13 protein-coding genes are annotated in these 10,855 nt (G+C 67.7%); 11 read left to right on the top strand and 2 right to left on the bottom strand.

Going from position 1 to position 10,855, the window contains the following annotated elements:
- The 5 genes from H9639_RS04485 to H9639_RS04505 are packed head-to-tail and all read left to right on the top strand — an operon-like array spanning position 1 to position 5,282.
- Entirely contained in the window at positions 1 to 1,020 is a 1,020-nt protein-coding gene (locus H9639_RS04485) for a FecCD family ABC transporter permease (protein WP_191806950.1), read from the top strand.
- On the top strand, positions 1,017 to 2,090 hold the full coding sequence (locus H9639_RS04490; protein ID WP_318241978.1) for a FecCD family ABC transporter permease: 1,074 nt from the start codon (positions 1,017 to 1,019) through the stop codon (positions 2,088 to 2,090). Before H9639_RS04485 ends, H9639_RS04490 begins: the two co-directional genes overlap by 4 nt.
- Positions 2,091 to 2,108: 18 nt before the next feature.
- Positions 2,109 to 3,059: an ABC transporter ATP-binding protein gene (locus H9639_RS04495; protein ID WP_449657888.1), complete on the top strand. Its 951-nt coding sequence runs from the start codon at positions 2,109 to 2,111 to the stop codon at positions 3,057 to 3,059.
- Positions 3,056 to 3,928: a siderophore-interacting protein gene (locus H9639_RS04500; RefSeq protein WP_191806951.1), complete on the top strand. Its 873-nt coding sequence runs from the start codon at positions 3,056 to 3,058 to the stop codon at positions 3,926 to 3,928. The genes H9639_RS04495 and H9639_RS04500 overlap by 4 nt, the downstream gene beginning before the upstream one ends.
- Positions 3,918 to 5,282, top strand: a complete 1,365-nt coding sequence (locus H9639_RS04505) for an enterochelin esterase domain-containing protein (RefSeq protein WP_191806952.1) — start codon at positions 3,918 to 3,920, stop codon at positions 5,280 to 5,282. Before H9639_RS04500 ends, H9639_RS04505 begins: the two co-directional genes overlap by 11 nt.
- Before the next feature lie 22 nt (positions 5,283 to 5,304).
- Here H9639_RS04505 and H9639_RS04510 read toward each other — a convergent pair whose 3' ends face one another.
- Complete coding sequence (locus H9639_RS04510; RefSeq protein ID WP_191806953.1) at positions 5,305 to 5,562, bottom strand: hypothetical protein; 258 nt, start codon at positions 5,560 to 5,562, stop codon at positions 5,305 to 5,307.
- A gap of 182 nt (positions 5,563 to 5,744) precedes the next feature.
- On the opposite strand from H9639_RS04510, the gene H9639_RS04515 reads away from it, so the two are divergent.
- From H9639_RS04515 to H9639_RS04525, 3 genes are all read left to right on the top strand, one after another.
- The gene (locus tag H9639_RS04515; RefSeq protein ID WP_191806954.1) at positions 5,745 to 6,242 is read left to right on the top strand and encodes a MarR family winged helix-turn-helix transcriptional regulator; all 498 of its coding nucleotides are present in this window, start codon (positions 5,745 to 5,747) and stop codon (positions 6,240 to 6,242) included.
- 90 nt (positions 6,243 to 6,332) lie between these two features.
- Positions 6,333 to 6,581, top strand: a complete 249-nt coding sequence (locus H9639_RS04520; RefSeq protein ID WP_191806955.1) for a hypothetical protein — start codon at positions 6,333 to 6,335, stop codon at positions 6,579 to 6,581.
- 124 nt (positions 6,582 to 6,705) lie between these two features.
- Entirely contained in the window at positions 6,706 to 7,938 is a 1,233-nt protein-coding gene (locus H9639_RS04525) for a CynX/NimT family MFS transporter (protein WP_191806956.1), read from the top strand.
- Here H9639_RS04525 and H9639_RS04530 read toward each other — a convergent pair.
- Complete coding sequence (locus H9639_RS04530; protein WP_191806957.1) at positions 7,935 to 8,648, bottom strand: NUDIX hydrolase; 714 nt, start codon at positions 8,646 to 8,648, stop codon at positions 7,935 to 7,937. The genes H9639_RS04525 and H9639_RS04530 overlap by 4 nt on opposite strands.
- 154 nt (positions 8,649 to 8,802) lie before the next feature.
- Between H9639_RS04530 and H9639_RS04535 the strand changes: the two genes are divergently transcribed.
- The 3 genes from H9639_RS04535 to H9639_RS04545 all read left to right on the top strand — a co-directional run bounded on the left by H9639_RS04535 (position 8,803) and on the right by H9639_RS04545 (position 10,801).
- Positions 8,803 to 9,417, top strand: coding sequence for a GyrI-like domain-containing protein (locus tag H9639_RS04535; protein ID WP_191806958.1), 615 nt, complete (start codon positions 8,803 to 8,805; stop codon positions 9,415 to 9,417).
- 68 nt (positions 9,418 to 9,485) lie between these two features.
- Positions 9,486 to 9,824, top strand: a complete 339-nt coding sequence (locus H9639_RS04540; protein WP_191745647.1) for a PadR family transcriptional regulator — start codon at positions 9,486 to 9,488, stop codon at positions 9,822 to 9,824.
- Positions 9,821 to 10,801 carry a permease prefix domain 1-containing protein gene (locus tag H9639_RS04545; RefSeq protein WP_191806959.1) on the top strand — a complete coding sequence of 327 codons (981 nt, stop codon included), beginning with the start codon at positions 9,821 to 9,823 and terminating at the stop codon, positions 10,799 to 10,801. The genes H9639_RS04540 and H9639_RS04545 overlap by 4 nt, the downstream gene beginning before the upstream one ends.
- Positions 10,802 to 10,855: the final 54 nt, after the last annotated feature.

Below are 10,855 nucleotides of genomic sequence, written 5' to 3' on the forward strand. Positions count from 1 at the left end.
GTGTTCCAAACACCGCGCACGCAGCACCGGCAGGCAAGCGCCTGGGCCCTCGGCCTGGCCCTGCTGGTGCTGCTGGCGTTCGCCAGCTTCGCCTCCGGCTCCCGCACCATCCCCCTGGCCGACACCTGGGCCGCCCTGACCGCCTTCGACCCGTCCCAGGACACCCACCTGCTGGTCCGGGAGCTGCGCCTGCCGCGCACCTTCCTGGCCATCACGGTCGGCGCCGCCCTGGGTCTGGCCGGCGCTTTGATGCAGGCACTGACCCGGAATCCGCTGGCTGAGCCCGGCCTGCTGGGCGTTAACGCCGGAGCAGCCTTCGCCGTCGCCATCGGCCTGGGCTTCTTCAATATGAGGTCCCCGTACCAATACATGTGGCTCGGCTTCGCGGGCGCTGCCGCCACCTCAATACTCGTCTACCTGCTGGGACGGGCGCACGACGCCGGCACGAATCCGGTGCGCCTGGTCCTGGCCGGTGCCGGGCTGTCCGTGATGCTGGGCGCAGGCACCAAGATCATTTTGATCGGAGGTCCGGACGAAACCATCACCGCCTATGCTGCCTGGGCCTCCGGGTCCCTGCAGGGCCGCGGCTACGATGTGCTTCCCTGGGTCCTCGGCGCCTGCCTGCTCGCCGCCCTAACAGCCCTGCCGCTCTCCCGGAGCCTGGACTCCATGTCACTCGGCGCTGATCTGGGCCGGACCCTGGGCGTGCGCATCCGCACCACCTGGATCCTCGGTGCCCTCGCCATCCTCGTGCTGGCCGGTGCAGCCACCGCCGCCGCCGGCCCCATCGCCTTCCTCGGCCTGGCCGCTCCGCACATCGCGCGGATGATTACCGGCCCGACCCACCGCCGGCTGCTGCCGCTGTCCATGCTCCTCGGGGCGCTGCTGCTCCTCTTCGCCGACGTGGTTGGCCGGGTCGTTGCCGCACCCGCCGAGATCGGCGCCGGCGTGATGAGCGCCCTGGTTGGCGCTCCCTTCTTCATTGCCCTGGCCCGACGGCGGAAGCTGGCAAAGCTGTGAGCACACCTAAGATTCGGCAGGCCGCGACCCGCAGCGGCGCCGGGACCGGCACCCGCACCTTCAGTCTGGGCCCGGTGCGGCTGCGCTACCGCCGCCGGACCCTGGTGACCGGCGCCATCCTGGCCGCCGCCGCCGTCGTGCTGGGCATTGCCGGGATGCAGACCGGCACCATCGCCCTGGCGTTCGGCGACGTGCTGGGTGCGGTCTTCGGCCAGGGGGAGAACAAAACCCTGAAGGTCGTGCAGAAGATCCGGCTGCCACGCACCGTCACTGCCCTGGGTGTTGGCGCCTGCCTCGGCGCGGCCGGAGCCACCTTCCAGTCGATTTCCCGCAACGCACTGGGGTCGCCGGACATCATCGGCTTCACCACCGGTGCCGCCACCGGAGCCGTGGCGCAGATCGTGCTGTTCGACGCCGGGCCAGGAGCCACCGCCCTCGCCGCGGTAGCGGGCGGACTGCTGGCTGCCGGCGTCGTCTACCTGCTTTCGCTCAGCGGCGGAGTGACCGGCGGCTACCGGCTGGTGCTGATCGGCATCGGGGTTGGTGCCATGCTCGCCGCCGTGAACACCATTCTGCTGGCCAAGGGGGATTCCGATCTGGCCGCGGAGGCGCACCTCTGGCTCTCCGGTTCCCTGGCCGCGCGGAACTGGGGTCACGCCGTACCGGTGCTGATCGCCGTCGCGCTCCTGCTGCCGGTGCTGCTGGGACTGTCCCGGAGCCTGAACCAGATGGAAATGGGCGACGACGCGGCCCGGGCCCTGGGCATCCGGACCGAACGCACCCGGATCATCGCCATGGCCGCGGCAGTTGGCCTCACAGCCGTGGCGACGGCGGCTGCCGGACCGATTGTTTTCGTTGCCCTCGCCGCACCCCAGCTCGCCTGCCGGCTCACCCGCTCCCCCGGCGTCCACATCGGCACCGGAGCTCTGATGGGCGCTGTGCTGGTGGCCGGTTCAGACCTGCTCTCGCAGCGGCTGCCCATCCAGGCGGCCATTCCGATCGGCCTGATGACGGGGCTGGTCGGCGGCGTGTACCTGCTCTGGCTCCTGACCCGCAGCAAGCAGGTCTGACCCATGCCGCATAAACCCATGCCCAGCAAGGAGAACCCCATGGAAGATGTCCTCTCCGGCCGCGGCCTGAGAATCGGATACGAGGGCCGTACGGTCTCCGAGCACCTGGACGTGCGGATCCCGCCCGGCTCCTTCACGGCCATCATCGGCCCGAATGCCTGCGGCAAGTCCACCCTGCTGCGTGCCCTCTCGCGGCTGCTGAAGCCGGCGTCCGGGCAGGTTTTCCTGCAGGGCAGGGACATCGATTCCTACCCCACCCGCGAGGTGGCGCGGCAGCTGGCGCTGCTGCCGCAGACGTCGACGGCGCCGGACGGTATCACCGTGGCGGACCTGGTGGCCCGGGGCCGGTTCCCGCACCAGTCGCTGCTGCGCCAGTGGTCCGAGGCGGACCAACAGGCCGTGGACGCGGCCCTGGCCGCCACCGGAGTGCAGGACCTCGCCGACCGCACCGTCGGGGAACTCTCCGGCGGGCAGCGCCAGCGGGTCTGGCTGGCCCTGGTCCTGGCCCAGGACACCCCGGTGCTGCTGCTGGATGAGCCCACCACGTTCCTGGACATCGCGCACCAGCTGGAGGTGCTGCGGCTGTGCCGGGGCCTGCACCGCACCGGCAACTACACACTGGTGACCGTGCTGCACGAACTGGGAATGGCCTTCCGCTTCGCTGACCATGTGATCGCCATGAAGGACGGCCGGATCGTGGCGCAGGGGACGCCGGCAGAGATCGCCACCCCGGAACTGATGAAGGAAATCTATGGGATCGAGGCACTCGTCATCCCCGATCCGGCCACCGGCGGGCCGTTGGTAGTCCCCCTGGAACCGGAGGACCCTTCCTCAGGTTTGCCTGGAACCGGCAGGGCCGGTCGAACCGAAGTTCATCCGCACGGCCTTCCCGGCACCGCCACTGATCCCACCGGCATTTCCCTGCAGCCCGGCACTCCGGCGCCGCTTACCGAAGGAGCACGCGCATGAGCGGCCACATCCTCACCGTCGAACGGGTCGAAGACGTAACCCCGCTGATGCGGCGGGTCCACTTCGGCGGCCCCGGGGTTGCCGGCTACGTAAACGCTGGCGCCCACATCCCCAACGTCAAGCTCTATTTCCCGGTCCCGGGCGAGCCCCTGGACCTGCCCGGACGCGGTGAGCGCGGCTGGGAATGGAAGCCGGGTCAGCGCGAACGCGTGCGCACCTACACCGTCCGCTCCCTGGCGGCGGATGCTTCCTCGCTGAGTGTGGACTTCGTCCGGCATGCCGGGACATCCGTGGCCGCGTCCTGGGCCGAGAACGCGGTCCGCGGCGACGAGATCGCTGCCCTGGCCGGCGGCGGTGTGGTGGTGGGCGAGGCCGCCTGGGTACTGCTGGCTGGTGATGAGACGGCCCTGCCTGCCATTGGCGGCACGATTGAACGCTTTGGCCCGCAGCAGCGCGGACTGGCCCTGATCGAGGTCGCCGGCCCGGCGGAAGAGCAGGAACTCCATGCTCCCGCCGGCGTGGAAGTCCGCTGGCTGCACCGCAACGGTGCACAACCCGGCTCCACCATGCTCCTGCAGGAAGCGCTGGCCGCAGCCAGGTTCCCCGCCGCCGAGCTGGCCGCCGGTGAAGTCCAGGTCTGGGTGTCAGCGGAGTCCGCCGTCGTCCGCTTTGCGCGGAGCTGGCTCAAGTCGCTGGGCTTCCCGCGGAAACAGCAGCTGATCATCGGCTACTGGAACCGCGGCGTCAACGAAGTCAGTTATGGCCGGGCCACGGACCACGACCGGGTGGAGGGTGAACTGGAGACCATCCTGCCCGGCCAGGAAGAAGACCACCACCACGGATCGCCCCGGTACGCCCATGACCACTAGGATCCCGGCCGCCGCGGAAGGTAGCTTTCCCCTGCCGCGGGATCCCGTACCGCAGCCCGCCCCCGCGCTCTCCACGCTTCCGGGACACTTCCGCGCGCACTGGCAAACGCTCTCCGTACCCGAACGGGCGCAGCTGCTTGCCGGCTGGGACACCCGCGAACTGCCGCTCATTGAAGAGGACCCGCAGGGCGATCCGGCGGTCCGGGCCGTCACCTTCCTGTACCGGAATCCGCTGGCCACGGCAGTCATCCTCTCCGCGAACGCCATGGTGCATCCGGACACGGTCAGCGCCTGTGAATTCGAAGCGCTGCCGGACGGGGTGTGGGCCCTGACCTGGCGGATGCCGGCGGATTGGGAAAGCAGCTACCGGATTACCGTACATACTGGTGCGCTGCCCGCGCCCTGGCAGTCCGCGGACGACCGGCGGGCTGTGCGCTTGGCGGCCGACGCCGGCGGTCCGGACCCGCGGAACCCTGCCTTGGGCACAGGCATGGCGGGGGCGCCGACGTCGGTGCTTCGGCTGCCCGACGCGCCCTCCGCCGGGTGGCTCGCCACCCCCACGCCGGCCGCAGAATCCGGAGCCAGCATCATGGGTGAACCGGCCCGGCCCCGGTTGTCCGGCCGCAGGAACGCGGGGGTTCCCGGGGTTCCCACTGCGCCGCGGCAGGTGCTTGGCAACTTTGTGCGGGGGCTGGAACTGCGGCAGGTCCGGGACCGGCAGTCGGGCCAGCTGCGCACGCTCTGGCTGTACCGGCCCCGCGTGTCCGGCGGCCGCCGGACACCACTGGTCCTGCTGCACGACGGCCAGGTCTGGGCGAAGTACCAGAACCTCCCGGCCACCCTGGACCGGGCTGTTGCCGACGGCGTGCTCCCGCCGATTCACGTGGCCATGATCGATTCAGTGGATGTTCCCACCCGTTCGCGGGAGTTGTCCGGCCCGAAAGGGGGTGTGGACTTCGTGGCACGGGACCTGCTGCCGGAACTGCGTCAGGCGCTTCCGGTCACGCAGGATCCGCTGCAGACGGTGGTCTCCGGCGCCAGCTATGGCGGACTGGCTGCGCTGTGGCAGCTGGCCAGATACCCGCAGGCGGCCGGTACAGCCCTGGCACAGTCGCCGTCCCTGTGGCGCTATGACCTGGCGGAACCTCTCCTGGCGGTTCAGGAACCACTCCGCGTCCGGATCCAGGCAGGCCGCTATGAGCCCAGCATCCACGAGCCCGCCGGGCGGCTCAACACCGTGCTGGCCGGCAGCGGAGTCGATACCGCTTTCCGTTCCATCACCGGGGGCCATGACTGGGCCTGGTGGCATCCCTGGCTGATCCGCGGACTCTCAGACCTGTTCAGCGGGCAGTGACCGTTCCGGGAGTCAAACCTGCCTAGCCGGCACTGTCTTCCGGATACTCAGCTCCCACGTCGCGGGGATAGTCTTCCTCGCCGTCTGGGCCGCCGCTGTCCCTGGCCTGCTCCAGCCGGTCTGCCTCTGACCCACCCGGCAGCAGCGGATCTCCGTGCGGCCGGACGGGCTCCTCGGCGCCGTCGTCCTCCACGGGGTCCGGATCAACCGGGACCTGCTGCTCCAGCGTGTCCTCCTCATTGCTTCCGGGAATTGCCGGACCTTCATGTGGTGTGGGCATGTGGGTCTCCTTTGCTGCTTCTGCACTCGAGCCAGGCGGGCCGATTCAGCCAGCGGTGCCGGCTGGGAGCGGTCCCCGGCCGCTGGACTACCCACCCTAGATCATAAGTTTGCTGAGCAACCCCGTCTTAAGAATCCGATTTAGTAGGCGGCCTACTAATCCGCTGGGCTAAACTTGTCCGCATGCCTGAAACCGTCAACCCCACAGGCGCCGGATACTGGTACCGGCAATCGCTTGAGACCGTCGGCGGCGTCGACGTCCTCAACTCTCTGCGCGCGTACCGGGCTGCCGAGGCAGCCATGCGGCGGCGCACCCGTGACTCTATGGGAATGAATGAAACCGATTTACTGGCGATTCGCTATGTGATGCGGGCACGGCAGGCCGGGCAGTCCATCGGACCCAAGGACCTTTCCCGCTTCCTGAAAATCTCCACGGCTTCCACCACTGCCCTGATCGACCGGCTGCAGAAGGGCGGTTACCTCCTCCGCCGCCCGCACCCAACAGACCGGCGTGCACTGGAGATCATCCCCACAGACAACGCGGACCGGGAGGTCCGGGAAACGCTGGGAACCATGCACCAGAAAATGCTGGATGCCGCAGAAGCACTGACATCGGAGGAGGCGGCAACCATTACCCGCTTCCTGCAGCAGATGACCCGGGCCCTTGAAGCCGACCGGTAAGATTGGCATTAGCTGAACACTCCAGACCTTGTCTGGTTAACAACTAGCTTGCCTGGCTAGCATCCAGGGGCGTACCGAAGGATAAAGACTATGACAGCAACAGGTTCCACGCAGGATCCCGCTCTTCCCACTCCCACCGAAGATTCGCTGTCCACTCTGGCTCTGGCCGCATCCCAGCTGGAAGCGCAGCAGTGGGCCGTTGACCGCGCCGAGCAGGTCCTGACCGACCTGGTGCAGACGGCTGTCAACGACGGCCTGGAGACCGGAAGCATCGCAGCAGTTGTCGGCCTGACCCCCGAGGAGATCGAGCAGATCTCCACCGAAGGCACGGCCAGCTAACCGCCGCTGGCCACCGCCACGCTTCCCGCAACTACTTGCTGCGTCACATAAGGCGTCCTTGCTGTTTCGGCTGAGTCCCGCGCTAACGTGATGCAGAGCATATTCGTGGCTGCAAGGGAGAAGCGTGGCGGTATCGGGCCGGACCAGAACCAATCAGCCGGTTCGTGCAGGCCTCGCCCTCACCGGCGTCCTGCTGATCGGGACAAACCTCCGCGTCGCGTTCGTATCCGTAGGGCCGCTTCTGGCGGACATCGGGCGGGAACTCGATTTCACCAGCGCCCAGGCGGGCTTCCTGACCGGCCTGCCGCTGATTGCTTTTGCACTGTTTTCGCCAGTGGCTCCGGCGTTCGCCGCCCGTGTCGGGTTGGACCGGGCCCTGTGGCTCTCCCTGGCACTGCTGGCCACGGGAACCGTTTTCCGCTCCATGCCCCTGCCGGCGGCGCTCTGGATCGGGACCATTCTCATCGGCGTCGCCATCGCCTTCCTGAACGTCCTCCTGCCGTCACTGATCAAGCGGGATTTTCCGGACCGGGTCAGCCAGCTGACCGGCATCTATATCGCGGCGCACAGCGCAGTCGCGGCGCTTGGTGCCGCCGTCGTTGTTCCGATTTCCCTCGCCCAGGGCACCGGATGGCGGCTTGCCCTCGGCATCTGGGCAGGTTTGGCGCTGATCGCCATGGCCGCGCTGCTCCCGACCCTCAAGGGCGATCCGGCACCCGCCTCCGGCCCCGGACGTACCCCGAAGGTCCGCTACCGTTCCCCCTGGACCACCTTGCTGGGCTGGCAGGTCACACTCTTTATGGGACTGCAGTCCCTGGCGTTCTACATCCTGATGACCTGGCTGCCGAGCATCGAACACGATCAGGGCATCTCTGAAACCACTGCGGGGCTTCATGTTTCCGTTTTCCTGCTGGTCGGCATGGTTTCCAGCCTGCTCACCGGCGGATTACTGCACCGCTTCCGCGACCAGCGCCCGGTCGCCGTCTTCGGCAGCCTCCTGGCAACGGCTGGATTCCTCGGGCTGCTGCTGGCGCCCGCAGTGCCCTTGCTCTGGGTGGTAATCAGCGCAGCGGGAGCGGGCAGCCTGATTGTCACGGCCCTGTCCCTGTTCAGCTTGCGCACCACCAACCATGTCCAGGCGGCCTCGCTCTCTGGCATGGCACAGTCGGTGGGCTACGGCATCGGCGCCGCGGGCCCGGTGGTGTTCGGCTTCCTGTACGACCTCAGCGGGGACTGGACCCTGCCGCTGGCCGCCAGTGCCGGGGCCATGGCTGTGTGCTGCGGCATGGCCCTGCTGGCGGGCCGCAACCGGGTCCTTCCCGAGGGCCCCCGCACGGGAACGACGCGCAGCGCCTAGCTTCGCTCGTACCGCCAGTCGCTTCCACGCATGGTCAGCCGGTGCCGTGCCCCTTCGCCGGGACGCCCCGCCAGGGCGGCGTCCGGATACTCCGGGTCGCCGTGCCAGGCGATCACGGCATCCGGCTCATAACCCTCCAGGAGGCGGCTGCTGAACGTCTCCACCGGACCTGTTGCTGCGTGTGCCAAAGCGGACGCGACGTCGGCGTCCTGCTGCAGCAGCGTCAGCGTGACGAAGGTCGGGGCCACCAGAAGCATTTTGCCTTCCCGGTGCCGGGCCAGGGCCGCAGCGGGAGTGAGCCAGGCGAAATCGATGAGTTCACCCGGGTTGAGCCGGACCTCACCGCCGGGATGCGCCGCCAGGAAAAACCAGGTCTTAAGCCGCTTGGGTGCCTGCAGGGGCGGGATCCAGCAGGACAGATCGGTGAGGGAATCCGGGGGAAGGAGCAGCCCGGTCTCCTCAGCCGTCTCACGCGCCCCGGCAACCCGGGCAGCAGCGAGGTCCCGGCTGGGGTCCGGGGGTCCGGCGGCACCGGCCGGTGGGGCGTACCCCGCCGCTTCATAATCCTGGGGGTCCACCCGGCCGCCCGGGAAGACCCAGGCACCCGCGAATGTACCCGTGTGACGCGGCCGTTCCAGCAGCAGAACTTCCAATCCCGCCGTGCCGTCGCGCAGCAGCACCACCGTGGCCGCAGTACCTACCAGTGTCATCGTGCCCCTGTCGTGAACTCTTCATTCGGTTTCCAGCTTGGATCGTATCGAACCCATGCCCCGGCATGAGGGGGCGGGCCCAGCGGGGTTGCCTGAGCCCGCAGCGTGGACTTGGATTGGGGTCCTGACCGAACACATGTGGAAGAGGCCCGCCATGGACAAGTTCGACATCAAGAAGGAGCGCCCGGAGCTCTATGCCCCGGGCACGGACTTCACCCTGGTGGAGGTTCCCGAGCAGAATTTCATCGCCATGGACGGGCAGGGCAACCCCAACACCTCCCCGGGTTACGCCGCAGCGGTGGAAGCCCTGTATTCAGTGGCGTACACGCTGAAGTTCGCAGCCAAGCGAGCGCTGGGACACGACTCCGTCGTCGGGCCGCTGGAAGGGCTGTGGCGGGCGGAGAATCCGGCCGATTTTGTGCGCGGAAATAAGGATTCCTGGGAATGGACCATGCTGATCAGCCAGCCGGAGTGGATCACCCCCGCCCTGCTCGACGACGCCGTGGCGCAGGTGCTGACGAAAAAGGGCCTGGAATCCGTGGAGAAGATCGACTGGCTTCCTCTGGCGGAGGGGCTCTCGGTGCAGATCCTGCACAAGGGATCCTACGACGACGAGGCCCCGGTGCTCGCCCGGCTGCACAATGAATTCATGCCTGAAAACAGACTCGGGTTCAACGGCGATCACCACGAAATCTATCTCAGCGACCCACGCCGCACCGCTCCGGAGAAGCTGAAGACGATCCTGCGCCAGCCCGTCCGCAGGCTCTGACCTGAATCCTGTCAAAAAGTTCCACACGACTGTTGCATTATTGTGTCTGACACACCATAGTGTGAGTCATGGACGATGAACTGCTCGGCGGACACCTGCAGGAACTGCGCCGCGGAACCGTGGTGCTGGCTTGCCTCTCCATCCTCAAGCGGCCCGGCTACGGCTACGGCCTGCTGGAGGCACTGGATAAGGCGGGTTTCGCCGTCGAGGCCAACACGCTTTACCCACTGCTGCGCCGCCTGGAAAAACAGGGCCTGCTGACCAGCTCCTGGGACACCGGGGAAGCACGGCCGCGGAAGTTCTACACCACCTCTGAACAAGGCAGGGAACTGCTCGAAGCGCTGCTGCGCGACTGGGACAGCCTGCACGGCTCCATTCGCCAGCTCAACGAAGGAAGACAATCATGAGTACTCTTACCGACCGCTATGTCTTCGCAGCCCTGAGGTCGATCCCCGAAGCACAGCGTGGCGATATCGAACGCGAACTGCGCGGCTCCATTACCGACGACGTCGAGGCCCGGGTGGAGGGCGGACAGCCTCCGGCCGAGGCTGAGGCCGAGGTGCTCACCGAGCTCGGTGATCCGGCCCGGCTCGCCGCGCGCTACACCGGCAGGCCCCTTTACCTCATTGGCCCGGACCTGTTCCTGGACTGGTGGCGGCTGCTGAAAACGCTGCTGCTGATCGTGGTCCCGCTCGCTTTTGTGGGCAGCATCTTGGTCCGGATGGCGATAGACCCCGGGGAACCGGCCGGTGCCTTCGGTGCCGCGATCGGCACCGCCGTCAGCGCCCTGGTGCACCTGGGCTTCTGGGTGACCCTGACGTTCGGGATCATCCAGTACAACGGAACCCGGCGGAAGGACCTCGGGCTGGGAGCCTGGACCCCCGCCATGCTTCCTGCCCTGCCGCGGAAGGCGCAGGTCTCCCTGGGCGACACCATCGCCACGGTGGTCCTCATAGCCTTCTTCATCGGACTGCTGCTCTGGCAGCGGATCGGATCGCTGATGTACCTGGACGGCGATCCGGTGCTGGTGCTGCAGGAGGCTCTCTGGAGTTTCTGGCTCCCCTACGTCATTGCACTGCTGGTCATCGAAGCCGGGTTCGCCGTCGTGCTGTACCTGGCCGGCCGCTGGACCTACCTGTTCGCGGCAGTGAACACGGTGCTGGCGCTGCTGTTTATGGTCCCGGTGCTCTGGCTGCTGGCCACGGACCAGGTGTTTGACTGGGCATTCCTGGCCAATGTGGACTGGGGTGCCGATGCCTCCGGCTGGATCGCGGGAATCACGGCCGCCGCGGTTCTGGTTATCGGGCTCTGGGATATCGGTGACGGATTCCTGAAGGCCTGGAAGGCCAGCCGGCCGGTTCCGGCGCAGCAGGCGCTGAGGTAGGCACAGTTCTGAACCAGGCAAGGCAGACGACGGCGGGGGGGGGGGGGGGGGGGG

Source organism: Arthrobacter gallicola, assembly GCF_014836775.1.
In the GTDB taxonomy this organism is placed as follows: domain Bacteria; phylum Actinomycetota; class Actinomycetes; order Actinomycetales; family Micrococcaceae; genus Arthrobacter_B; species Arthrobacter_B gallicola.

Excerpts from the sequence above, each read along its gene's own strand:
- H9639_RS04505 (WP_191806952.1), top strand. The coding sequence starts at position 3,918 with ATGACCACTAGGATCCCGGCCGCCGCGGAAGGTAGCTTTCCCCTGCCG.
- H9639_RS04530 (WP_191806957.1), bottom strand. The coding sequence starts at position 8,648 with ATGACACTGGTAGGTACTGCGGCCACGGTGGTGCTGCTGCGCGACGGC.
- H9639_RS04540 (WP_191745647.1), top strand. The coding sequence starts at position 9,486 with ATGGACGATGAACTGCTCGGCGGACACCTGCAGGAACTGCGCCGCGGA.
- H9639_RS04495 (WP_449657888.1), top strand. The coding sequence starts at position 2,109 with ATGCCCAGCAAGGAGAACCCCATGGAAGATGTCCTCTCCGGCCGCGGC.
- H9639_RS04515 (WP_191806954.1), top strand. The coding sequence starts at position 5,745 with ATGCCTGAAACCGTCAACCCCACAGGCGCCGGATACTGGTACCGGCAA.
- H9639_RS04520 (WP_191806955.1), top strand. The coding sequence starts at position 6,333 with ATGACAGCAACAGGTTCCACGCAGGATCCCGCTCTTCCCACTCCCACC.
- H9639_RS04535 (WP_191806958.1), top strand. The coding sequence starts at position 8,803 with ATGGACAAGTTCGACATCAAGAAGGAGCGCCCGGAGCTCTATGCCCCG.
- H9639_RS04500 (WP_191806951.1), top strand. The coding sequence starts at position 3,056 with ATGAGCGGCCACATCCTCACCGTCGAACGGGTCGAAGACGTAACCCCG.
- H9639_RS04545 (WP_191806959.1), top strand. The coding sequence starts at position 9,821 with ATGAGTACTCTTACCGACCGCTATGTCTTCGCAGCCCTGAGGTCGATC.
- H9639_RS04510 (WP_191806953.1), bottom strand. The coding sequence starts at position 5,562 with ATGCCCACACCACATGAAGGTCCGGCAATTCCCGGAAGCAATGAGGAG.